Consider the following 21,771-nt stretch of genomic DNA (forward strand, 5'->3'; position numbering starts at 1 on the left):
TGCCATCACCTTCGATCTCCCACGTTCGACACCGCGAGCCGGTTTGAGCCGACATGACCCGCAATCACGAAATACGCCCAGACCTGGATGAGGGAATCGACCGCAAGGTCCTGAACCAGCTGCGCGCACGTTTTCTCAAGCTCAACACAATCCGGATGAATCGCGCCCTGGAAGGCCTGTCGCCTCGCCAGCAGAGCGTATTGACCTTGCTGCCATTGTTTTTCCACGTCAATCATCCCCTGTTGCCCGGCTACGTCTCGAGCAATACCCCGGCCGGGCTGTCGAACTACGAACCCGATGGCGATGTTCTCACCGAGGCCCAGCGGCTGACCCGCTCGTTTTCCTACAAGCCACGGCACGGCAGCAACCCGCCGCGCCCCATCCTCGGCCTGTTCCTGATGGGCAGCCTGGGCACACTTGCCCAGGCGGACCAGAGCGACATGGATGTGTGGGTCTGCCATGGACCTGACCTGAGCGACGACGAACTGGCGGAGTTGCGCAAGAAATGCCAGTTGCTGGAAGCCTGGGCCGCGACCCAGGGTGCCGAAGCCCACTTCTTCCTGATCGATCCGGCCCGGTTCGTGCGAGGCGAACGGGACACCCGGCTCAGTTCCGACGATTGCGGCACGACCCAGCACTACCTGCTGCTGGACGAGTTCTACCGCACCGCGATCTGGCTCGCCGGGCGTACGCCGATCTGGTGGTTGGTACCGGTCTATGAAGAAGACAACTATGAGCAATACACCCACACGTTGATCTCCAAGCGCTTCATCCGCGCGGACGAGACGCTGGACCTGGGGCACATGGCCTACATCCCACCCGGCGAGTTCATCGGGGCGGGGCTGTGGCAGTTGTTCAAGGGTATCGAGTCGCCGTACAAGTCCGTGCTCAAGCTGCTGCTGACCGAGGTCTACGCCAGCGAACACCCGGATGTCCAATGTTTGAGCCTGCGCTTCAAACAAGCGGTGTTCGCCAACCGCCTGGATCTGGAAGAATTGGACCCCTACGTGCTGGTCTATCGCCGCATCGAGGAATACCTCAACGCCCGTGGCGAACCCGAGCGTCTGGAACTGATCCGTCGTGCCCTCTATCTGAAGGTCAACCGCAAGCTCACCGGCCCGTCGCGCAGCAGCGGCTGGCAACGCACGCTCCTCGAGCGCCTGGCTGCCGAGTGGGGCTGGGATCAGCGCCAGCTCGCGCTGCTGGATAGCCGCAGCCAGTGGAAGGTGCGCCAGGTCAGCAACGAACGGCGTGCGCTGGTCAACGAGCTGACCTACAGCTATCGATTCCTGACTCAGTTCGCCCGTACCGAGAAGACCGTCAGCCTGATCAACAAACGGGACCTCAACGTCCTTGGCCGACGCCTGTATGCGGCGTTCGAACGCAAGGCCGACAAGGTCGAGTTCATCAACCCCGGCATCGCCCCGGACTTGGCCGAGGACACCCTGACGCTGGTCCAGTCGCCCAACAAGAAAGAGCCCGGGCAAAACCAGTGGGGTCTGTACAACGGCAACCTTAATGCCCTGGAGTGGGAGAACTTCGCGCCGATCAAGCGCAGCCGCGAACTGCTGGAACTGTTGACCTGGTGCCATCGCAACGGCGTGATCGATAGCAGCACGCGACTGGCGCTGCACCCTGGCGACAGTGACTTGAGCGAATTCGAGCTGTTCAATCTGCTGGGCAGCCTGCAACAGGCCATTGCCCTGCCCTTGGCCACGGTCGACGAAGAACAGCTGCTGCATGCCAGCGTGCCCAGCGAAGTGCTGATCCTGGTGAACGTCGGCGTCGACCCGCTCAAGCATCACCGCGACCTGAATATCCTGATGACCACCGAGCGCACCGACTCCCTGAGCTACGCCGGGGTTCGGGAGAACCTGGTGCTGACTCTCGATCAGGTCACGCTCAATAGTTGGAACGAAGTGCTGGTCAACCGCTTCGATGGTGAGCACGCCCTGCTCGATTGCCTGCGCGACTACCTCAACGACCTGCCCTCCGGGCAGCGCCAGCCACGCTTGCGGGTCCGCTGCTTCTGCCACAACCGTGCGCAATTCATCGCACGGCGGGTCGAGGAAGTCATCGAAACGGCCCAGACTCTGCTGCTCAGCAACCTCAATCACCGTTACCTGCTGCAAGTCCAGCAGCACTACCATGTGCTGGAGCTGGTGCCTGGCCAGGTCAACCATGTGGCGCTGGCCAGCCTGTCGGCGCTGGTGGATTACCTGGGCGAAGAGTTGACGGCCTACAGTCCGCTGCACCTGGATCCGATGGCCCTGGAAGACCACGACCTGGCGTTGATCCTGCCCACGGGCCAACCCGAGTGCCTCCAGGTGTTCTACCGGGTCAACGAAGATGAGGCTGACCTGTACGTACTCGATGAGCTCAACGCCCTTTGGCAACAACGCCTGCCCTATCACGACGAGCAAAGCCTGCTGGTGCCGCTGCAACGCTTCCTGCAATCGGTGTTGTACCGCCGTGACGCCCTGCTGTCGATGGACAGCGACCAGCCGTTGAACCTCGAAACCCTGTATTACCAGCTCCTGCCCTCAGGCAATGGCCGGGCGCGGCGGATCGAGGCGCGACAGGCCCCGCAGACACCGGTGAACAAGCCGTTCTACGACGTGCAGGCGATTATCGGTAAAGCCGCCCACGGCCAGGTCCACGTCACCCTGTATTGCAATCAGCAGGAGTTTTCGGAACTGGAACATGGCGACCAACTGTTCCGCGTGGTCGCCAGGGAAATCGTCGAGCAGCGTCGCGAGGCCGAACGCTATCGCTGCTATATCACCGACCTGGACCTTTCGGGCCTGGTGGGTGACGGGGCCTGCTCAAGCAATTTGTACCTGCGCTACAAGGCTGACCTGGAACGCGCCCTGAACGAGGCGCTGGCCCTGGTCTGAAATAGTCAGAGGTGGAAGTCGCCGCCCGCTTCAGGCTGGTATTCCACAGCCAGCAATGTCAACTTGAGGGTCTTGCCGCCCGGGGCCGGCCAGTCGATGTGCTGGCCAACCTTCAGGCCCAGCAGCGCACTGCCTACCGGCGCCAGGATCGATATTTTGCCTTCGTCGGCATTGGCATCCTGTGGATACACCAGGGTCAGGTGATAGTCCTTGCCACTGCTTTCCTCGCGACAATGCACACGCGAATTCATCGTCACGACGTCGGCGGGCACGTCTTCATGGCTCACCAGGGTGTCGGCGCGGTCCAGTTCGGTCTGCAACGCGATCACGCCCGGAAGCGTTTCATCCAGGCTGTCGATCAGACGCTCCAGACGCTGTACGTCCAGGCGAGTAAGGGTGATGGAAGGTGCGGTCATGATCCAGGCAGACTCCTTTCTTCTGCACGAAAAAAGCAAAACCCCGCCACAGGAAGACGGGGTTTTCACGGGCCTCGATGCGTTGAGGCGTTGAGGCGTAGCCGGACACTAACACAGCTCAATAAATAAACAAGCCGGAGCCCCAAGAGAACACCCCTACACCGTGTTCGCTGTGGGAGCGGGCTTGCTCGCGAAGACGGCGGTACAGCCAAGAACTTACTCAACTGACCCGCCGCATTCGCGAGCAAGCCCGCTCCCACAATGATTCAGGGGCAGCATCTAGGTGCGATGCTTGCGCCTGAGCGCCTCGGCACAGATCGCCCGCCGCCGCTCATCATCGGCCGAGCGCCATTCGCGGATGTCGTCCACGTGGCGGAAGCAGCCCAGGCAGATTTTCTGCTCATTCAGCTTGCACACACTGGTGCACGGCGACGGCACGGCCGGGCCGACATTGCTGTAGAGCGGCTTGGGCGGTCGCACCGCAGCGGTCCGGGCCACGCCGTTACAGACCTTCGAAATCGAATTTCACTCCGGCCTGTGCCGCCACGATGCGCTCGAGCATTTCGCCCAGTTGCTCTTCGCTCTTGTCGCACAGCCAACGCTCGCTTTCCTCGTCGTAGTCGAAGTGGAAACCGCCGGACACTGCCGCCAGCCACAACTGCCGCAACGGCTCCTGGCGACTGAAAATCAGCTGGCTGCCATTTTCGAACTTGACGGTCAGCACACCGGCGGCGCTTTCCAGGTCGATGTCCAGTTCGCTCTCATCGAAGATGTCCTCCAACATTTGCTGGGTGGTATCGACCAGATCGTGGAAACGGGCTTCAGTCAAACTCATTGCGACAACCTCGAAAATGTCTGCTCATGCTCAAGCGCCGCAAGATACGGGCGCTTTCTGGCGATTGCAAAGGATATACCGATCGACGCCAACCGCGCCCGCCTGAGTCGATAACGTCCCCCAGGCCCGCCGGACGGGAGTCCCGTTGCATAGGCAAGCTGCCGGGTGGCCGGTATACTCCGGCGCAATTAACGCATTTTCAAGGATTTCGCCATGAAGCGCCTGATCTCTTCCCTTGCTGCGCTCGTCGCGGTTGCCTGCCTTGTGACAGCCTGCGGCCAGAAAGGTCCCCTGTATCTGCCTGATGAGAGCAAGTCCCCTGAAGAGCAGGCCAAGTCGTCGCAGTCCAAGTCCCACTCGCACGACACCCATTCCACCACCTACTAAGGGAACGCCATGGACGCTTTTAACTACCGTGGCGGGGAGCTGTTCGCGGAGGGAGTCGCCCTGTCTGCGATCGCCGAACGTTTCGGCACGCCGACCTATGTCTATTCCCGTGCCCATATCGAGGCCCAGTACCGGACCTTCGCCGACGCGCTCAGCGGCATGCCACACCTGGTGTGCTTTGCCGTGAAAGCCAACTCCAACCTGGGCGTGCTCAACGTCCTGGCACGCCTGGGCGCCGGTTTCGACATCGTCTCCGGTGGTGAGCTCGAACGCGTCCTGGCCGCCGGCGGCAGCGCCGACAAGATCGTGTTTTCCGGCGTCGGCAAGACCCGTGAAGACATGCGTCGCGCCCTGGAAGTCGGTGTGCACTGCTTCAACATCGAATCCACCGATGAGCTGGAACGCCTGCAAGTGGTCGCCGCCGAATTGGGCGTTCGCGCGCCGATCTCCCTGCGGGTGAACCCGGATGTGGATGCCGGCACCCACCCGTACATTTCCACCGGGCTCAAGGAAAACAAGTTCGGTATCGCCATCGCCGACGCCGAAGACGTGTACGTGCGCGCCGCGCAACTGCCGAACCTGGAAGTGCTGGGCGTCGATTGCCACATCGGCTCGCAGCTGACCACCCTGGAACCCTTCATCGATGCCCTCGACCGCCTGCTGGCCCTGGTCGACCGCCTCGGTGATTGCGGCATCTACCTGCGCCACATCGACCTGGGCGGCGGCGTCGGCGTGCGCTATCGCGACGAAGAACCGCCCCTGGTGGCCGACTACATCAAGACAGTGCGCGAACGCCTCGAAGGTCGCGACCTGGCGCTGATGTTCGAGCCGGGCCGCTACATCGTCGCCAACGCCGGTGTGCTGCTGACCCGGGTCGAATACCTCAAGCACACCGAGCACAAGGATTTCGCCATCGTCGACGCGGCCATGAACGACCTGATCCGCCCGGCGCTGTACCAAGCGTGGATGGACGTGACGGCGGTACGTCCTCGCGATACCGCCACGCGCAGCTACGATATCGTCGGACCGATCTGCGAAACCGGCGACTTCCTGGCCAAGAGCCGGGAGCTGGCGCTGGAAGAAGGGGATCTGCTGGCCGTGCATTCGGCCGGTGCCTATGGGTTTGTCATGAGCTCCAACTACAACACTCGCGGCCGCTGCGCCGAAGTGCTGATAGACGGTGACCAGGCATTCGAAGTGCGTCGCCGCGAGACGGTAGCCGAGTTGTTTGCCGGCGAAAGCCTGCTGCCGGAGTAAAACCATGCTGCTGCGTTTTACCAAGATGCACGGCCTGGGCAACGACTTCATGGTCCTCGACCTGGTCAGCCAGCACGCGCACATCCTGCCCAAGCATGCCAAGCAATGGGGCGACCGGCACACTGGTATCGGTTTCGACCAATTGCTGATCGTCGAGGCCCCCACCAATCCGGATGTGGATTTCCGTTATCGGATCTTCAATGCCGACGGTTCGGAAGTGGAACAGTGCGGCAACGGTGCGCGCTGCTTCGCCCGTTTCGTGCTGGACAAGCGCCTGACCGCCAAACGGCGGATTCGCGTCGAGACCAAAAGCGGCATCATCGAGCTGGACGTGCGCAACGACGGCCAGATCGGCGTCAACATGGGCGCCCCGCGCCTGAAACCGGCGGACATTCCGTTCGAAGCACCCGCCCAGGCCTTGAGCTATCCGCTGGAGGTCGATGGCGTCACGGTGGAACTGGCGGCGGTGTCCATGGGTAACCCTCATGCGGTGCTGCGGGTCAGCGACATCAACAGCGCCCCGGTGCATGAGTTGGGACCGAAGATCGAGAACCACCCGCGCTTCCCTGCGCGAGTGAACGTCGGGTTCCTGCAAGTCATCGACCGCCACCGCGCGCAATTGCGTGTCTGGGAACGCGGTGCGGGGGAAACCCAGGCCTGCGGCACCGGCGCCTGTGCCGCTGCCGTCGCGGCGATCAGCCAGGGATGGATGGATTCACCCCTGTTGATCGACCTGCCCGGCGGGCGCTTGTCCATCGAGTGGGCAGGCCCCGGCCAACCGGTGATGATGACCGGGCCGGCAGTACGCGTATACGAAGGACAAGTTCGTCTTTGAGTGAGTCAAACCCATGACCGACAAGCCACAGGTTCCAGCCCCGCAGCCCGACGAAACCCCGAGCCCGCTTCCGGATGCCGCGGCGGTGGCCGCTTACCTGGAGGCTCATCCGGACTTTTTCGTCGAGCGCGAAGAGTTGCTTTCAGTGATGCGCATCCCCCACCGGCGCGGCGATACCGTATCGCTGGTGGAGCATCAGATGAAGATCCTGCGCGAGCGCAACATTGAAATGCGTCATCGTCTCTCGCACCTGATGGATGTGGCCCGGGACAACGACCGACTGTTCGAAAAGACCCGTCGCCTGATACTGGCCCTGATGGACGCCAGTACCCTGGAAGATGTGGTGATGAGCGTCGAAGACAGCCTGCGACAGGATTTCCAGGTGCCTTTTGTCAGCCTGATCCTGTTTGGCGACAACGCTATGCCGGTCGGCCGCTGGGTGACCCATGCCGATGCGCAGACCGCCATCGGCGGCCTGCTCACGGAAAACAAGAGCGTCAGCGGCAGCCTGCGCGAGCATGAGCTGGACTTCCTCTTTGGCGAAGAACAACGCAAGCAGATTGGCTCCACCGCCGTCGTCGCCATCGCCCATCAGGGCGTGCACGGCGTGCTGGCCATCGCCAGTCGCGATCCCCAGCACTACAAGAGCTCGGTGGGCACGCTGTTCTTGAGCTACATCGCCGAAGTCACCGGCCGGGTATTGCCACGGGTTGCCGGTTCGCTGCGCTCGGTACGCTGATGATGGAGCGGCAGTTGGAGGCCTACTGCGAACACCTGCGCAGTGAGCGCCAAGTGTCGCCCCACACGTTGTCGGCCTATCGTCGCGACTTGGAAAAAGTGCTGGGCTGGTGCCAGAAGCAGAACGTCGGCAGTTGGCAGGCCTTGGACATCCAGCGCCTGCGCAGCCTGATCGCACGACTGCACCAGCAGGGACAATCTTCCCGCAGCCTGGCACGACTGTTGTCGGCAGTACGTGGCTTATACCACTACCTCAACCGCGAAGGCCTCTGCGACCACGATCCGGCCACCGGACTGGCACCGCCCAAGGGCGAGCGCCGGTTGCCGAAGACCCTCGACACCGACCGCGCCCTGCAACTGCTCGAAGGCGCGGTCGAGGATGACTTCCTGGCGCGACGGGACCAGGCGATTCTCGAACTGTTCTATTCCTCCGGCTTGCGACTTTCAGAGCTGACGGGCCTGAACCTGGAGCAACTGGACCTGGCCGATGGCATGGTCCAGGTGCTCGGCAAGGGCAGCAAGACACGCCTGCTGCCCATCGGCCGCAAGGCCCGCGAAGCCCTGGCGTTGTGGCTGCCGCTGCGGGCACTGGCCAACCCTGCCGACGACGCCGTCTTCGTCAGCCAACAGGGTCGGCGCCTCGGACCACGGGCCATCCAGATACGGGTCAAGGCCGCCGGCGAACGCGAACTGGGACAGAACCTGCATCCGCACATGCTCAGGCACTCCTTCGCCAGCCACGTGCTGGAATCTTCCCAGGACCTGCGCGCGGTCCAAGAGCTGCTCGGCCACTCGGACATCAAGACCACCCAGATCTACACTCATCTGGATTTCCAACACCTGGCGACGGTCTATGACAGTGCCCACCCCAGGGCCAAACGCATCAAGGGCGACGAATCATGACCATCGAGCTCATCACTTTCGACCTGGACGACACGCTGTGGGACACCGCCCCGGTGATCGCCAGCGCCGAAGCCGTCTTACGCCAATGGTTGACCGACAACGCACCGGATCTGGGTGGCGTGCCGGTGGAGCACCTGTGGGCGATCCGCGAACAAGTGCTGCGCGAGGAGCCGGACCTGAAGCACCGCATCAGTGCGCTGCGCCGGCGAGTGCTGTTCCGTGCGCTGCAAGAGGCAGGCTATGACCAGTGGCAGGCCTCTGGTCTGGCGGACCAGGCATTCGAGGCGTTCCTGCATGCGCGCCATCAATTGGAGGTCTTTCCGGAGGTGCAGCCCACCCTGGAAATCCTGGCCAATCACTTCTCCCTCGGCGTGGTCACCAATGGCAACGCCGATGTACGTCGCCTGGGGCTGGCGGACTACTTCAAGTTCGCCCTGTGTGCCGAAGACATCGGCGTCGCCAAGCCAGACGCCCGGTTGTTTCACGAAGCCCTGCAACGCGGCGGCGCCACCGCGCAAACCGCCGTGCACATTGGCGATCATCCGGGCGACGACATCGCCGGCGCTCAGCAGGCCGGCTTGCGGGCGGTGTGGTTCAACCCGGCGGGCAAGACCTGGGATGCCGAGCACAAACCGGATGCCGAGATTCGCAGCCTGACGGAACTGCCGGGGTTGCTGGCGGGGTGGCATAGCCAGTCCTGAGCCGGCAAACGCCACAGTTCTCTGTGGGAGCGGACTTGCTCGCGAAAGCGCTGGGTCAGCCAACTCATCTGCTGGATGTTGAAACGCCTTCGCGCGCAAGCCCGCTCCCACATGGACGGTGCACTGTCATGCGCCCATGAAAAAGCCCGCAGCGACGGCGGGCTTTTTCATGCAAGCAAAAAGCAGAAGCTCAGATAGGGCGGCTGCCGTACTTGTTGTCAGGCTTCTTGGGCGGATCGGCGACCACGTTGGCCTCCACTTCCTGCACCTTTCCGCCCCTGGCCAGGAACTCTTCCATGGCCTTGGCGAGCGCATCACGCTCCTTGTTCTTGGCCTCTACGCTCGGCAGCTCGTCGATCGACACTGCCGCTTTGGCCTTGCCCTTGGCAGGCACCGGGACATCGGCAACATCCTCATCGGCAACATCTTCAGCCGCCGCTTCCAGACCGTCTTCGGCCTCGTCTTCGTCACCGACTTCGAGGTCGTCGTTTTCCAGATCATCGTCGCTCATGTTCTACCTCATGACTTGCGAAAAGCAGATTAGTTATAGCCCAGCTTCGCCAACTGTCGAAGGCTGCCAGAAAAAATTCAACATCCGCCGGCAATCAGCGGTCATGCCCCTTCACCGTACAAGGTGGCGAGGACTTTACGAGCACCGCCATGATCACGGTGCTCGCCCAGATAAACACCTTGCCAGGTACCCAGTGCCAGTCGCCCGTCCGTTACCGGCAGGCTGACCTGACAACCCAGCACGCTGGCCTTGAAGTGCGCCGGGAGGTCGTCCAGGCCTTCGTCGTTGTGCTCATAACCGGCGGTTCCTTGTGGGATCAGCCGATTGAAAAATCGTTCGAAGTCTCGACGAACCGCCGGATCGGCGTTCTCGTTGATGGTCAACGAGGCCGAGGTATGCTGCAGCCACAGATGCAACAGACCGACGCGACACGCCCGGAGTTCAGGCAGACCGGCGAGCAACTCGTCCGTCACCAGATGAAAGCCCCTGGGCCTGGCCCGCAGGGTTATCAGCGTCTGTTGCCACATACAGATCTCCGCACGTTCGGCGCGCATTCTAGCGCGCTCTGGAAAAAAACAAAGAGCCTAATATTCCTCCTTCGATGTAAGCCTTTGGCGGTAGAAAAACCGTGTCGCTTACATGACAAAAGACGTCGGAAAAAACCGGGCCTTCTTCTGAGCAATGACAAACTGCGGACAAAAAAATGCCCGGCGAACCGGGCATAATTTTTTTTGCGTGCGCTTACAGGTTGTAGCCACGCTCGTTGTGTTCGGCCAGGTCCAGGCCAACGGCTTCTTCTTCCTCGGAGACCCGCAGGCCCATGACGGCGTCCAGAACCTTGAGGATGATGAAGGTGACGATCGCCGTATAGATCACGGTGAAACCCACACCTTTGAATTGAATCCAGACCTGCGCACCGATATCGGTCACGGTGCCGAAGCCACCCAGGGCCGGTGCGGCGAACACACCGGTCAGGATCGCGCCGAGGATACCGCCGATACCATGCACGCCGAAGGCATCCAGGGAGTCGTCGTAGCCGAGCTTGCGCTTGAGGGTGGTCGCGCAGAAGAAGCACACCACGCCCGCCGCCAGGCCGATGACCAGGGCGCCCATCGGGCCCACGGTGCCGGCAGCCGGTGTGATCGCAACCAGACCCGCCACCACGCCCGAGGCGATGCCCAGTGCGCTTGGCTTGCCGTGGGTGATCCACTCGGCAAACATCCAGCCCAGCGCCGCCGCAGCGGTGGCGATCTGAGTCACCAGCATCGCCATGCCGGCCGTGCCGTTGGCGGCGACGGCGGAACCGGCGTTGAAGCCGAACCAGCCAACCCACAGCATGGCAGCGCCCATCAGGGTGTAACCCAGGTTATGCGGCGCCATCGGCGTGCTCGGGAAGCCTTTGCGCTTGCCCAGCACCAGGCACGCCACCAGTCCCGCGATACCGGCGTTGATGTGCACTACGGTGCCGCCGGCGAAGTCCAGCACGCCCCAGTCCCACATCAGGCCGCCGTTACCGGACCAGACCATATGCGCAATCGGCGCGTAGACCAGCGTGAACCACACCCCCATGAAGATCAGCATGGCGGAGAACTTCATCCGCTCGGCGAAGGCGCCGACGATCAGGGCCGGCGTGATGATGGCGAACGTCATCTGGAAAGTGATGAAGACCGCTTCAGGGAACAGCGCCGCCGGGCCGGTGATGCTGGCCGGGGTGACGCCCGCCAGGAACGCTTTGCCCAGGCCGCCGATGAAGGAGTTGAAATTGACGACGCCCTGCTCCATGCCGGTGGTATCGAACGCGATGCTGTAGCCATAGATGACCCACAGGATGCTGATCAGACCGGTAATGGCAAAGCACTGCATCATCACGGAAAGAAGGTTTTTCGACCGGACCATGCCGCCGTAAAACAGCGCCAGGCCAGGGATGGTCATGAACAGGACAAGAATCGTGGCAGTCAGCATCCAGGCGGTGTCGCCGGAATTCAGTACAGGGGCTGCCGCTTCTTCCGCCATGGCCAGGCCAGGCATTACGAAGGACAACAGGGCTCCTAGCCCTGCGAATTTACGCAGAGTCATATTGTTTTCTCCTGGGGCGTTGGGTTTGGCGGCTTAGATGGCGTCGGTATCGGTTTCGCCGGTACGGATGCGGATAGCCTGTTCCAGATTGACCACAAAGATCTTTCCATCACCGATCTTGCCGGTGTTGGCAGCCTTGGTGATGGCCTCGATGACCCGGTCCAGATCCTTGTCGTCGATGGCGACGTCGATCTTCACCTTGGGCAGGAAATCGACCACGTATTCCGCGCCGCGATACAGCTCGGTATGGCCTTTCTGCCGGCCGAAGCCCTTGACCTCGGTAACGGTAATGCCCTGCACGCCGATTTCGGACAGCGACTCGCGCACGTCGTCCAACTTGAACGGCTTGATGATGGCAGTGACTAGCTTCATGAAACTCTCTCCCGAATTGGTGGACTTGCCCCAGGAAAACAAACCCGACTCAAGTCTAAGCGCAGTGCCTGGCTTTGTAACGCATCGTCGGCCCAAGTTGCCCGACCGGCGCCAGTCAACCGTTCCTGACGAAGCTCCCCGCTTCGTCTGCTGCACTGCATTCGTCACAACGACTGCATCAGTGCATGGGTCATCAGCCACTAAGCAGAAACCTTGCCATCTGTGCCCAAACCCACTGATTTCAATCCCTTACCCGATTCGCCGACCTGCGCTGCACCACGAACCGCAGCGATACGCACAACAACAGTGCGACAGCGCCCGGCCCCGTGCGCGAAAAGCGTGCATCCGCACTCGTGAATTGACTATAGACACTGCGTGATACACTGCCTGCCATTGTTTTCAGGACACCAGACATGCTTGCGCCAAAAGACCTCCTCGACGCCCTGAGCGGCCACGCCTCCCGTCTACTCAGCGGCGATACCCCCCTGCCCAAGAGTGAAATCGAAAGCCAGTTCAAAGCGCTGCTGCAAAGCGGATTCAGCAAGCTGGACCTGGTTAGCCGGGAAGAATTCGACAGCCAGATGGTGGTTTTGGCGCGGACCCGGGCCCGGTTGGAGAGCCTGGAGGCGAAGGTGGCGGAGCTGGAAGCGCGATTGGCTCCAACGCAGGAATAAGCAGGCTCGGGATGCGCCTGGGATGTTTCAATGCGGTTTGTCCGAAGCGGACACCATCGGCAGCTCCAGCGCAAAAAGCGCTCCGAGTCCCGGCCCGTCGCTTTGTACCATCAGTTCACCGCCCATTTCATGGGCCGCCAGGATGCAGCTGTGCAAGCCGAAGCCATGGCCGTCGACCCGTGTCGTGAAACCATGCTCGAACACCCGGGTGAGATTGCCCATGGAAATGCCCTCGCCGTTGTCCTCGACCTCGACCCGCACTCGCTTGTCTTCAATGGCCTTGAGACGCAGGATGATCCGGGATGGCCGGTCCACGACCGGGTCGAGGGCCTGCTTGGCGTTATTGATCAGGTTGATCAATATCTGCAGAACCTTGTGTTTATCCAGCGGCATCAGCGGGATATCGTCGAGCTCTTTGACCACCGTCACATGATGACGCGCCAGAGAGACATGGCAGATTCGCACCACATCCTCGATCAACTCTCGCAACGACCCCGGCTCCAACACACTTGAGTTGCCGGCATACGCCTGCTGAGTGGCGACGATTTCCTTGACGTGGTCGATGCTTTTGGTCAACTGCGCCAACTCATTGATCATGCTCTGCTGCTCGATTGCCAGCGACTCGGCGAGTTTGCCCAGGTACTCCGGCAGAGCCCGACCCTTTGGATCGCTGTTGAAGAAATCGCCCAGATCGTCGGAATGTTCCTTCATCAACTGGACGACCTTGGCGACCCCCTGCCCTTTGGACGTGTGCAATTTGTCGTACAAGACCTGGGCTGACACGTTAACGCTATTGAGCACGTTGCCCACGTTATGCAAGACGTTGGTGGCTATTTCCGCCATTCCCGCTCGGCGGGCGGTGGTGACCAGTTCAGCCTGGGCTTCGCGCAACTCGTCGTTGACCCTGGCTAACTGCTGGGGACTGGGGATCTTCAGCGCCGCGGGTATCAGCCGGACCAGCAAAATAGCGGTGATCACCGAGGCAATGGCGGTGATGACCTTAACCAGCGCCGACAGCCAGTAGTAGGGTTGCCAGATGGTCAGGATTTCCATCACATGGCTGGTCCCGCAGGCCAGGATAAAGACGCCGAAAGCCGCCAGCATCCAGTCGAACGGAACGTCCTTGCGCTTGTGGATGAAGTAAAGAAGGGTGAAGGGAATGCTGATGTAGGAAAAAGTGATCAAGCCATCGGCGATGACATTGGTCCAGAGCAGGTCCGGACGCCACATGTAGCAGTGGCCATGAGGCATGAAGCGGTTGTCGGTCAACAGCGCCAGCAGATTGTCCATGGCCGCTTCCTCCCTGTGCCGTTTGTATACCGCCAATACCGGACTTTTTCAGTCTAGCAGAGGGGCCTGATCGCCCACGCCGTATTCGAAACATCCTGCGAAAAATCGGCCATTCAATTACCGCTCCGGGGTCTCCCCTCACGACTACGCTTTGAACAGCCGCAGGACGCGGCCCTTTCTTCACTCAAGGAACGTTCCATGTCGCTCGCCATCGTCCACAGCCGCGCCCAGGTAGGGGTGGAGGCCCCTGCCGTTACCGTTGAGGTTCATCTGGCCAATGGTTTGCCATCGCTGACGATGGTCGGTTTGCCGGAAGCGGCTGTGAAGGAAAGCAAGGACCGGGTGCGCAGCGCGATCATCAACTCAGGGCTGAACTTCCCGGCGCGGCGCATCACCTTGAACCTGGCGCCCGCCGATCTACCGAAGGATGGCGGGCGGTTCGACCTGGCGATTGCCCTGGGGATCCTGGCAGCCAGTGTGCAAGTGCCGACCCTGACCCTCGACGACGTGGAATGCCTTGGTGAGCTGGCATTATCCGGCGCGGTGCGGCCGGTGCGCGGTGTCTTGCCCGCGGCGCTGGCGGCACGCAGGGCCGGGCGTACGCTGGTAGTCCCACGGGCAAACGCCGAGGAAGCCTGCCTGGCGTCGGGCCTGAAGGTCATCGCCGTGGATCATCTGCTCGAAGCCGTCGCGCACCTCAACAGCCATACGCCCATCGAACCTTTCGTTTCCAATGGGTTGCTCTCGGCCAGCAAGCCTTATCCAGACCTGAACGAAGTACAAGGCCAGGCCGGAGCCAAGCGCGCCTTGCTGATCGCTGCCGCCGGCGCTCATAACCTGCTGTTCAGCGGGCCTCCGGGAACCGGCAAGACCTTGCTGGCGAGCCGCCTGCCAGGGCTGTTGCCGCCATTGGCCGAGAGCGAGGCCCTGGAGGTCGCGGCGATTCAATCGGTCGCCAGTTGCGTGCCGTTGAGCCACTGGCCGCAACGGCCGTTTCGCCAGCCGCACCACTCGGCCTCCGGTCCAGCGCTGGTGGGCGGCGGATCCAAACCGCAGCCAGGGGAAATCACCCTCGCTCACCATGGCGTGCTGTTTCTGGATGAACTGCCCGAATTTGACCGCAAGGTCCTGGAAGTGCTGAGGGAACCGTTGGAATCAGGTTTCATCGTGGTGTCGCGCGCCCGTGACCGGGTGCGCTTTCCGGCACGTTTCCAACTGGTGGCGGCAATGAATCCGTGCCCCTGTGGATACCTGGGCGAGCCCACTGGCCGCTGCTCCTGCACGCCGGACATGGTGCAACGCTATCGCAACAAGTTGTCCGGCCCCTTGCTGGACCGTATCGACTTGCACTTGACCGTCTCCCGCGAAGCCACCGCACTCAATCCACGGAGCACACCGGGCGAGGATACGGCCACCGTCGCCGGACAGGTGGCCGAAGCCCGCGAGCGCCAGCAAAAACGCCAGGGTTGCGCCAACGCTTTTCTGGACCTGCCAGGTTTGCGCCGGTACTGCCATTTATCCACTCCTGACGAAACCTGGCTGGAAACGGCCTGCGAACGGCTGACCTTATCGCTGCGTGCAGCCCATCGCCTGCTCAAGGTCGCCCGAACATTGGCGGACCTGGAGCAAGCGGCAAGCATCCGGCGCGAGCACCTGGCCGAAGCGCTGCAATATCGGCCCGCTACACCATGACCCGGGTCATGGCTTGGTCAGATCCACCAGCGGCGTGTCGCGCACTTCGGTTTTCTGATCGTTCTGGATGGTATCGATGCGTTTGAGTGCTTTGTCCACGGCGCTCTTGTCCGCCAACAGGCTGTAATTGATCGTGAACCGCTTGTGCTCTTTCGGCCCGATAGTGGGGACCAGGCCCAAAGGCCGCTGGTACCGGCGGTTATAGGAAAAACTGGTGCCCGGCTCCAACCCGGTCACATATCCCTGGCCCTGGGTGTCGGTGTTTTTCCACAGGGAGAAGACCGGAAGCGTCGCGGTGTTGAAGCCCACCGACACGCCAAGGTTGCCGGCCTTGTTGTGCAATACAGTGAGTGTGTCGCCCTTGGCATCGGCGTATGGCACGACGTTGTAGACGGTTTCGTCGTAATCACGCGTTGGCCCCCGGTAGGTTTGCCAATCGCCCAGGTCGCCCTTGGCCTTGTCGTTGAAGGGCGACACCTGCTTGACCGGGGCAGCGAAACGCGCGCCCTGCTCCAGGAACGGCGTGCTGAAATTGCTGTGGTACAGCGCCTGGTATTCCTTCGGATAATCGCCATTGTTGGTCAACGTATCGTTGAGTGCGAAGGTCACACTGCCAGGCTCGGTGACCAGTTCGGTCTGCACCGAGAAGTCGACCTTCTTGAATGCCTGCTCCTTCAGCTCGCCGCGGAGCGTGATGGCGTAGGGCGGTTTTTCATCGATATGCAGGGTGACCTTATTGGCCGGGATGTTGGCGGCGCGACCATGCAGGGTCAGCAGCTCACCATTGTCCATGCCCGGGTGGCCGACCCATTCGTAGCCGCAACGGGTCACCAGTTCGTTGAAACCTTCGAGCCAACCCAGCCCACCGCGACCGTTGAGCTCGATAAAGGCCGGATTGACCACTTCCTTGACCGGCGAATCCCAGCCCATGCGCACGCTGCCCACCGAGGCCTGCAATACGTTCATGCCACGGGTCGGGACTACCGAAAGCTTCAGGGTGCCGTTGTCGATGTCCACGATACTGACGCCCTCCTGCCGCCCGCCGTGCAGGGTGCGCATCGTCACGGAAAAGGGTTTGTCGGTTTTGACGCCAAGCTGCTGGCTGGTGATTTGCCAGGGTTGTGCGGCTTTGTCGGTGTCGAGCAGGACGTAGTCCCAGGCCATGGCGTGGGACGCGACGCCCAAGGCGCCGAGGGCAACAAAAAGTTTGAGCGGAGTCATGGGGAGTAAGCCTTCTTTTTGGAGTTGTGCGGATTTTATAGTCTTGCAGAAACGTTTCAGCAAGTAGAAAAACCGCAACCACCGCGAAAATGAAGGGGGGTAAGCGACTCGATAAAAGCGGCCCGGTTGGCGCGAGGCTGGCTGGCCTGCCGCTATCGCGAGCAGGGCTCGCACAGGGTTTGACTGAAAATCAACCGTCATCCCGTGGGAGTGAGCCTGCTCGCGATGAGACCCTTCTGCCGGCAGCAGAATGCCTCAGCGGAACCGATCGACTTCCTGACGCAGGTCCTGCGCCAGTTTTTCCAGTTCCTTGGCGGTAATCGCCAGGTTCGAGACCACTTCGCGTTGTTCACTGTTGGCCATGGCGATGCTCTGCAGGTTACTGCTCAACAAGGTCGCGGTACTGCTTTGTTCCTGGGTGGCGGTGGTAATCGCCGCGAACTGCTGGCCGGCCGAACGACTCTGCTCGTCGATGCGGGCCAGGGCCGAAGCCACGTTGGCGTTGCGCGACAGGCCTTCCTGCATCAACAGGTTGCCCTGTTCCATGGTACTGATGGCGTTGCCGGTTTCCTGCTGGATGCTGGTGATCATGCTGGAGATTTCGTCAGTGGCCTGACGGGTACGGGACGCCAGGCTACGGACTTCGTCAGCCACCACGGCGAAACCACGGCCCTGCTCACCCGCACGGGCGGCTTCGATGGCGGCGTTCAAGGCCAGCAGGTTGGTTTGTTCGGCAATGGACGTAATCACGCCCACGATGCCGCCGATTTCCTGGGAACGCTGGCCCAGAGTATTGATGACCGTGGCGGTACTGTTGAGCGCGCCGGCGATCTGCTCCAGGGACGACGAAGCTTCATCCATCGACGTGCGCCCGATCTGGGTCTGTTGTGCGTTTTCCTGCGCCAGACGCTGGGTGTTACTCATGTTGTCGGCAATGTTCAACGACGTCGCACTGAACTCTTCCACCGCGCCGGCCATGCTGGTGATTTCGCCGGACTGCTGCTCCATCCCTTCGTACGCCCCGCTGGACAAGCCGGACAAGGCTTGGGCGCGGCTGTTGACTTCTTGGGAAGCCTTGCGGATGTGTTCGACCATGGTCGACAGCGCCTGGCTCATCTGGTTGAAGGCACGGGCCAGTTGACCGATTTCGTCATGGCTCGACACGTTGAGGCGGACGCTCAGATCACCGGCCCCCAAGGCTTCCGCCTGGCGTACCAGATCCCCAAGAGGCGCCAGTTTGCTGCGCAGCAGCCACATCGCCGCGCCAACGGCCAGCAGCATCGCCAGCAGGCTGCCAATGGCCAGTTGCGTGCCCACATTCCAGGTCACGGCGCTGATCTCGGCTTTCGGCATGCTCGCCACAACCGCCCATGGCCCGCCTTCGAACGCAACGGCGACGCTGTAGAACTCTTCGGCGGTGTCGTTCCAGAACACACCTTTGCCCGGCGTCTTTATCAGCTTCTGGGTCGTGGTGGCTGCCTGGTCCAGCGCCTGCACGCCGGCGGGTGGCACCAGCCATTTGTTTTGCTCATCCAGCAAAGCCAGCGAACCGGTCTGGCCAATGCGGAAGCGCTTGAGGTTTTCGAATTGCGCGTTCTGCGCATCGGTGTAATCGAACCCTACATACAGCGCGGCGATGATCTTGCCGCTGCTGTCGCGCACCGGGCTGTACTGGGTCATGTAGTAGCGCCCGAACAGCAAGGTGCGACCGATATAGCTCTGCCCGGCCATCAAGCGAGCATAGGCCGGGCTGGCATGGTCGAGCACCGTACCGATGGCGCGCGTACCGTCCTGCTTGCTGACCGAGGTGCTGACCCGGAAGAAATCATCGCCGTTGCGCACGAATACCGTGGCCGTTCCGGCGGTCATTTGTTTGAACTCGTCGACTTCGGTGAAATCGTTGTTCAATACCGTACTGCCCAGGTTCAGGCTCGGGACCTGGACGCCCGCCACGGCAACCGGCTGGTCCGGGTGTACGCTGAGGCCAGCGCTGAAACGCTTTTCGAACAGGCCGGCCAACCGCTGGGTGCTTTCGCGCAGGGTGCCATGGAAAGTGCTGAGCTGGTCGGCTAACAAACGCGCTTCGCTGGCCAGGTGTTCTTCGCGGGTGGCCAGGTTGGCTGTATCCAGCGAACGCAAGGCAAAAACGGTACTACCGGAAATCACGACCGCCAGTATCACGGCGAGGGCAAGACCCAGCTGTGAGGCGATCCGGGCACGGGGTTGAGACATGACGGCTCCTGGACGAGTGACCGGATCATCCTGATCGAGTCGCACACTCGGCATTTTATTCGGGTGAATTTATCGGTAAGCCCTTTCTGGACGAAGGTTCCATGTGCACGAATTCGGCGGCAAAGCCAAATACTTGAGCGCCACGGGCGGATTAATATCAAGTAGCCATCAATCAGGCGTTTAACGATTCAGCCGAGGCGCTTTACCGCTGGTAATTGCATGGCCTTCACCTCACCCTGGAGAAAGTCACTGAGCCGACGCAAACGTTCACCTCCCGGCCGGGTTTTCGGCCAGACCAGGTAGTAATGCTCACCGCTGGCGACGGCTGTCGGCCATGGCAGGCTCAAACGCCCTTGGGCCACATCCTCGGCCACCATCAGCAAGTCGCCCATCGATACACCATAACCGCGAGCGGCCGCGATCATGCCCAGCTCCAGCGTATCGAACACCTGGCCACCCTTGAGCGAAACCTTGTCGGAAAGGCCCATGCATTCGAGCCACTTGCGCCAGTCCCGACGGTCTGGCGTTGGGTGCAGCAATTCCGTGCAGGCCAGCCGTCCAATGTCCCAGGGCTGATCGTTCAACAGGTTCGGCGCGCCTACCGGGATCAACTCTTCGGGAAAAAGCAGGCTCGCTTCCCAGTCTGCCGTGAAGTGCCCGTTGCTCAACAATACGGCGCAATCGAAAGGCTCGGTGTTGAAGTCCACCGAGTCGACATCCATCCACGCACTGGTCAGCTGCACTTCATTGCCCGGCTGCAAATGGCGAAAGCGACTCAGGCGCGCCAGCAACCAACGCATGGTCAAGGTCGAGGGTGCCTTCATGCGCAGGATACCGTCCTCCCCGTGCAAGGTATGGCAGGCCCGTTCGAGCGCCATGAACCCCTCGCGCACGCCCGGCAGTAGCAGCCGCGCCGCTTCGGTCAGTTGCAGGTTGCGTCCGCTGCGCTGGAACAGTCGGCAGGCAAAGTGCTCCTCAAGGGTACGGATATGGCGGCTGACCGCGCTTTGCGTAATCGACAATTCGTCCGCGGCCCGGGTAAACGAGCTGTACCGCGCCGCGGCTTCGAACGCCCGCAGTGCATATAAAGGAGGAAGACGACGCGCCATGGTGAAGCTCCGTAAGGTTGTCCACGCACCGTACCAGACATCCTGCATGAGTTTTAATCATGCCAGCGATCTTTTTTATCCTTTTGTGCAAAGCCCCGGAGACGCCGAGAATCGACGCTTTACTGCCTTTTCCAAACAGGGAGCGTGATGACCATGCAACATCCGGCGCGTACCGAACTCCGGGCCATTCTGCGGCTGGCGGGGCCGTTGATCGCCTCGCAGTTGGCGCACATGTTGATGGTCCTGACCGACACATTGATGATGGCGCGCCTGAGCCCCGAAGCCCTGGCCGGTGGTGGGCTGGGAGCGGCGTCTTATTCGTTTGTCTCGATTTTCTGCATCGGTGTGATCGCAGCCGTGGGCACCCTGGTTGCAATCCGCCAAGGCGCGGGCGATGTCGAGGGCGCTACCCGGCTGACCCAGGCCGGGTTATGGCTGGCCTGGCTGATGGCCCTGGTGGCGGGGTTACTGCTGTGGAACCTCAAACCCGTGCTGTTGATGTTCGGCCAGACCGAAACCAACGTGCTGTCCGCCGGGCAATTCCTGCTGGCCCTGCCATTCGCCCTGCCCGGCTACCTGAGTTTCATGGCCCTGCGCGGTTTCACCAGCGCCATTGGCCGGGCCACGCCGGTGATGGTGATCAGCCTGGGCGGCACCGTGGCCAACTTCCTGCTCAACTATGCGCTTATCACGGGCCTGTTCGGCCTGCCGAAACTGGGGCTGATGGGGATTGGCCTGGTGACGGCCATTGTCGCCAATTGCATGGCCCTGGTGTTGGCGTGGCATATCCACAAGCACCCGGCCTACCACGCTTATCCATTGCTTGCAGGCCTGTCGCGACCCAATCGCCAATACCTCAAGGAACTTTGGCGCCTGGGCTTGCCGATTGGCGGCACCTATACCGTGGAGGTCGGCCTGTTTGCGTTCGCCGCGCTGTGCATGGGCACCATGGGCAGTACGCCATTGGCGGCACACCAGATCGCCCTGCAAATCGTCTCGGTGGCGTTCATGGTCCCGGCGGGGATGTCGTATGCGATCACCATGCGCATCGGCCAACACTACGGCGCCGGGCAACTGCTCATGGCGAGACTGTCCGGACGGGTCGGTATCGGCTTCGGCGCGGCGGTGATGCTGGCATTCGCCATGGTGTTCTGGCTGTTGCCGAATCAGCTTATCGGCCTGTTTCTGGACCACAACGACCCGGCTTTCCGTGGGGTCATCGACCTGGCGGTGAGCCTGCTGGCGGTCGCGGCGTGGTTCGAGTTGTTCGATGGCACGCAGACCATCGCCATGGGCTGCATCCGTGGGCTGAAGGATGCCAAGACCACCTTCCTGGTGGGCCTGGGTTGTTATTGGCTGATCGGTGCACCGGCCGCGTGGTGGATGGCCTTTCACCTGAATTGGGGGCCGACCGGTGTCTGGTGGGGCCTGGCCCTGGGACTGGCATGCGCGGCGGTGAGCCTGACACTGGCGTTCGAGGGGAAGATGGCGCGGATGATCAGGGCTGCGACTGGGCAGCGAGGTTTCGACACCGTCCAGATCGATTGAGCATTCCCCTGCTCGCGATGGCGGTGTGCCTGCTACTTCAATGTTGACTGATAGGCCGCTATCGCGAGCAGGCTCGC

Annotated in this window: 21 protein-coding genes and 1 pseudogene; 10 read left to right on the plus strand and 12 right to left on the minus strand. The window is 61.6% G+C overall.

What is annotated here, in order from left to right; all coding sequences use genetic code 11:
- Positions 1 to 53: 53 nt before the first annotated feature.
- Positions 54 to 2,897, plus strand: coding sequence for a class I adenylate cyclase (locus AD666_RS05780; RefSeq protein ID WP_053148550.1), 2,844 nt, complete (start codon positions 54 to 56; stop codon positions 2,895 to 2,897).
- Positions 2,898 to 2,902: 5 nt separating this feature from the next.
- On the opposite strand, the gene rnk is transcribed toward AD666_RS05780, so the two are convergent.
- The 3 genes from rnk to cyaY all read right to left on the minus strand — a co-directional run bounded on the left by rnk (position 2,903) and on the right by cyaY (position 4,148).
- A complete protein-coding gene (gene rnk, locus AD666_RS05785; protein ID WP_053148552.1) occupies positions 2,903 to 3,313 on the minus strand; it encodes a nucleoside diphosphate kinase regulator in 411 nt (136 codons plus the stop codon).
- A 279-nt stretch (positions 3,314 to 3,592) separates the two neighbouring features.
- On the minus strand, positions 3,593 to 3,811 hold the full coding sequence (locus AD666_RS05790; protein ID WP_053148556.1) for a DUF1289 domain-containing protein: 219 nt from the start codon (positions 3,809 to 3,811) through the stop codon (positions 3,593 to 3,595).
- Positions 3,812 to 3,815: 4 nt separating this feature from the next.
- Complete coding sequence (gene cyaY / locus AD666_RS05795; protein WP_053148559.1) at positions 3,816 to 4,148, minus strand: iron donor protein CyaY; 333 nt, start codon at positions 4,146 to 4,148, stop codon at positions 3,816 to 3,818.
- Positions 4,149 to 4,361: 213 nt separating this feature from the next.
- On the opposite strand from cyaY, the gene AD666_RS25835 reads away from it, so the two are divergent.
- From AD666_RS25835 to AD666_RS05820, 6 genes are read left to right on the plus strand one after another with little or no spacing between them, the layout of a single operon-like run.
- The gene (locus tag AD666_RS25835) at positions 4,362 to 4,535 is read left to right on the plus strand and encodes a lipoprotein (protein ID WP_082339676.1); all 174 of its coding nucleotides are present in this window, start codon (positions 4,362 to 4,364) and stop codon (positions 4,533 to 4,535) included.
- A gap of 9 nt (positions 4,536 to 4,544) precedes the next feature.
- Complete coding sequence (gene lysA / locus AD666_RS05800) at positions 4,545 to 5,792, plus strand: diaminopimelate decarboxylase (RefSeq protein ID WP_053148562.1); 1,248 nt, start codon at positions 4,545 to 4,547, stop codon at positions 5,790 to 5,792.
- Positions 5,793 to 5,796: 4 nt separating this feature from the next.
- Entirely contained in the window at positions 5,797 to 6,627 is an 831-nt protein-coding gene (gene dapF / locus AD666_RS05805) for a diaminopimelate epimerase (protein WP_053148565.1), read from the plus strand.
- Between the two features lie 13 nt (positions 6,628 to 6,640).
- Positions 6,641 to 7,366 (plus strand): DUF484 family protein, encoded by a 726-nt coding sequence (locus AD666_RS05810; protein ID WP_053148566.1) that lies wholly within the window; start codon positions 6,641 to 6,643, stop codon positions 7,364 to 7,366.
- Positions 7,367 to 7,368: 2 nt separating this feature from the next.
- Positions 7,369 to 8,268 (plus strand): tyrosine recombinase XerC, encoded by a 900-nt coding sequence (gene xerC / locus AD666_RS05815; protein ID WP_053148570.1) that lies wholly within the window; start codon positions 7,369 to 7,371, stop codon positions 8,266 to 8,268.
- The gene (locus AD666_RS05820) at positions 8,265 to 8,969 is read left to right on the plus strand and encodes an HAD family hydrolase (RefSeq protein WP_053148573.1); all 705 of its coding nucleotides are present in this window, start codon (positions 8,265 to 8,267) and stop codon (positions 8,967 to 8,969) included. The genes xerC and AD666_RS05820 overlap by 4 nt, the downstream gene beginning before the upstream one ends.
- Before the next feature lie 190 nt (positions 8,970 to 9,159).
- Here AD666_RS05820 and sutA read toward each other — a convergent pair whose 3' ends face one another.
- The 4 genes from sutA to glnK all read right to left on the minus strand — a co-directional run bounded on the left by sutA (position 9,160) and on the right by glnK (position 11,928).
- Complete coding sequence (sutA, locus tag AD666_RS05825) at positions 9,160 to 9,480, minus strand: transcriptional regulator SutA (protein ID WP_053148577.1); 321 nt, start codon at positions 9,478 to 9,480, stop codon at positions 9,160 to 9,162.
- Positions 9,481 to 9,581: 101 nt separating this feature from the next.
- Positions 9,582 to 10,007, minus strand: coding sequence for a secondary thiamine-phosphate synthase enzyme YjbQ (locus tag AD666_RS05830; RefSeq protein ID WP_053149682.1), 426 nt, complete (start codon positions 10,005 to 10,007; stop codon positions 9,582 to 9,584).
- Between the two features lie 214 nt (positions 10,008 to 10,221).
- Positions 10,222 to 11,556, minus strand: a complete 1,335-nt coding sequence (locus tag AD666_RS05835) for an ammonium transporter (protein ID WP_053148580.1) — start codon at positions 11,554 to 11,556, stop codon at positions 10,222 to 10,224.
- A gap of 33 nt (positions 11,557 to 11,589) precedes the next feature.
- Positions 11,590 to 11,928 carry a P-II family nitrogen regulator gene (glnK, locus tag AD666_RS05840; protein ID WP_002555808.1) on the minus strand — a complete coding sequence of 113 codons (339 nt, stop codon included), beginning with the start codon at positions 11,926 to 11,928 and terminating at the stop codon, positions 11,590 to 11,592.
- Between the two features lie 413 nt (positions 11,929 to 12,341).
- On the opposite strand from glnK, the gene AD666_RS05845 reads away from it, so the two are divergent.
- Positions 12,342 to 12,602: an accessory factor UbiK family protein gene (locus AD666_RS05845; RefSeq protein ID WP_053148583.1), complete on the plus strand. Its 261-nt coding sequence runs from the start codon at positions 12,342 to 12,344 to the stop codon at positions 12,600 to 12,602.
- A gap of 27 nt (positions 12,603 to 12,629) precedes the next feature.
- On the opposite strand, the gene AD666_RS05850 is transcribed toward AD666_RS05845, so the two are convergent.
- Positions 12,630 to 13,892, minus strand: coding sequence for a sensor histidine kinase (locus tag AD666_RS05850; RefSeq protein WP_053148586.1), 1,263 nt, complete (start codon positions 13,890 to 13,892; stop codon positions 12,630 to 12,632).
- A 198-nt stretch (positions 13,893 to 14,090) separates the two neighbouring features.
- On the opposite strand from AD666_RS05850, the gene AD666_RS05855 reads away from it, so the two are divergent.
- The gene (locus AD666_RS05855; protein WP_053148589.1) at positions 14,091 to 15,584 is read left to right on the plus strand and encodes a YifB family Mg chelatase-like AAA ATPase; all 1,494 of its coding nucleotides are present in this window, start codon (positions 14,091 to 14,093) and stop codon (positions 15,582 to 15,584) included.
- A gap of 6 nt (positions 15,585 to 15,590) precedes the next feature.
- On the opposite strand, the gene AD666_RS05860 is transcribed toward AD666_RS05855, so the two are convergent.
- From AD666_RS05860 to AD666_RS05870, 4 genes and pseudogenes are all read right to left on the minus strand, one after another.
- Positions 15,591 to 16,805 carry an aldose 1-epimerase family protein gene (locus AD666_RS05860; protein ID WP_053148591.1) on the minus strand — a complete coding sequence of 405 codons (1,215 nt, stop codon included), beginning with the start codon at positions 16,803 to 16,805 and terminating at the stop codon, positions 15,591 to 15,593.
- A 255-nt stretch (positions 16,806 to 17,060) separates the two neighbouring features.
- Positions 17,061 to 17,921, minus strand: coding sequence for a methyl-accepting chemotaxis protein (locus AD666_RS26995; RefSeq protein ID WP_371259566.1), 861 nt, complete (start codon positions 17,919 to 17,921; stop codon positions 17,061 to 17,063).
- Positions 17,916 to 19,091 (minus strand): annotated as a pseudogene (locus AD666_RS27000) (Cache 3/Cache 2 fusion domain-containing protein); the annotation flags it as partial. The pseudogene AD666_RS27000 and the gene AD666_RS26995, both read right to left, overlap by 6 nt.
- Positions 19,092 to 19,225: 134 nt before the next feature.
- The gene (locus AD666_RS05870) at positions 19,226 to 20,146 is read right to left on the minus strand and encodes a LysR substrate-binding domain-containing protein (RefSeq protein WP_053148596.1); all 921 of its coding nucleotides are present in this window, start codon (positions 20,144 to 20,146) and stop codon (positions 19,226 to 19,228) included.
- A 147-nt stretch (positions 20,147 to 20,293) separates the two neighbouring features.
- Here AD666_RS05870 and AD666_RS05875 point away from each other — a divergent pair, with 147 nt between their 5' ends.
- Entirely contained in the window at positions 20,294 to 21,694 is a 1,401-nt protein-coding gene (locus tag AD666_RS05875; protein WP_053148599.1) for a NorM family multidrug efflux MATE transporter, read from the plus strand.
- Positions 21,695 to 21,771: the final 77 nt, after the last annotated feature.

The organism is Pseudomonas sp. Pf153, assembly GCF_001269775.1.
In the GTDB taxonomy this organism is placed as follows: domain Bacteria; phylum Pseudomonadota; class Gammaproteobacteria; order Pseudomonadales; family Pseudomonadaceae; genus Aquipseudomonas; species Aquipseudomonas uvaldensis.

Excerpts from the sequence above, each read along its gene's own strand:
- AD666_RS05870 (WP_053148596.1), bottom strand. The coding sequence starts at position 20,146 with ATGGCGCGTCGTCTTCCTCCTTTATATGCACTGCGGGCGTTCGAAGCC.
- dapF (WP_053148565.1), top strand. The coding sequence starts at position 5,797 with ATGCTGCTGCGTTTTACCAAGATGCACGGCCTGGGCAACGACTTCATG.
- sutA (WP_053148577.1), bottom strand. The coding sequence starts at position 9,480 with ATGAGCGACGATGATCTGGAAAACGACGACCTCGAAGTCGGTGACGAA.
- AD666_RS05850 (WP_053148586.1), bottom strand. The coding sequence starts at position 13,892 with ATGGACAATCTGCTGGCGCTGTTGACCGACAACCGCTTCATGCCTCAT.
- AD666_RS25835 (WP_082339676.1), top strand. The coding sequence starts at position 4,362 with ATGAAGCGCCTGATCTCTTCCCTTGCTGCGCTCGTCGCGGTTGCCTGC.
- AD666_RS26995 (WP_371259566.1), bottom strand. The coding sequence starts at position 17,921 with ATGAGCCAGGCGCTGTCGACCATGGTCGAACACATCCGCAAGGCTTCC.
- lysA (WP_053148562.1), top strand. The coding sequence starts at position 4,545 with ATGGACGCTTTTAACTACCGTGGCGGGGAGCTGTTCGCGGAGGGAGTC.
- AD666_RS05820 (WP_053148573.1), top strand. The coding sequence starts at position 8,265 with ATGACCATCGAGCTCATCACTTTCGACCTGGACGACACGCTGTGGGAC.
- AD666_RS05835 (WP_053148580.1), bottom strand. The coding sequence starts at position 11,556 with ATGACTCTGCGTAAATTCGCAGGGCTAGGAGCCCTGTTGTCCTTCGTA.
- glnK (WP_002555808.1), bottom strand. The coding sequence starts at position 11,928 with ATGAAGCTAGTCACTGCCATCATCAAGCCGTTCAAGTTGGACGACGTG.
- AD666_RS05810 (WP_053148566.1), top strand. The coding sequence starts at position 6,641 with ATGACCGACAAGCCACAGGTTCCAGCCCCGCAGCCCGACGAAACCCCG.
- AD666_RS05875 (WP_053148599.1), top strand. The coding sequence starts at position 20,294 with ATGACCATGCAACATCCGGCGCGTACCGAACTCCGGGCCATTCTGCGG.
- AD666_RS05845 (WP_053148583.1), top strand. The coding sequence starts at position 12,342 with ATGCTTGCGCCAAAAGACCTCCTCGACGCCCTGAGCGGCCACGCCTCC.
- AD666_RS05780 (WP_053148550.1), top strand. The coding sequence starts at position 54 with ATGACCCGCAATCACGAAATACGCCCAGACCTGGATGAGGGAATCGAC.
- rnk (WP_053148552.1), bottom strand. The coding sequence starts at position 3,313 with ATGACCGCACCTTCCATCACCCTTACTCGCCTGGACGTACAGCGTCTG.
- AD666_RS05830 (WP_053149682.1), bottom strand. The coding sequence starts at position 10,007 with ATGTGGCAACAGACGCTGATAACCCTGCGGGCCAGGCCCAGGGGCTTT.
- xerC (WP_053148570.1), top strand. The coding sequence starts at position 7,369 with ATGGAGCGGCAGTTGGAGGCCTACTGCGAACACCTGCGCAGTGAGCGC.
- AD666_RS05855 (WP_053148589.1), top strand. The coding sequence starts at position 14,091 with ATGTCGCTCGCCATCGTCCACAGCCGCGCCCAGGTAGGGGTGGAGGCC.
- cyaY (WP_053148559.1), bottom strand. The coding sequence starts at position 4,148 with ATGAGTTTGACTGAAGCCCGTTTCCACGATCTGGTCGATACCACCCAG.
- AD666_RS05860 (WP_053148591.1), bottom strand. The coding sequence starts at position 16,805 with ATGACTCCGCTCAAACTTTTTGTTGCCCTCGGCGCCTTGGGCGTCGCG.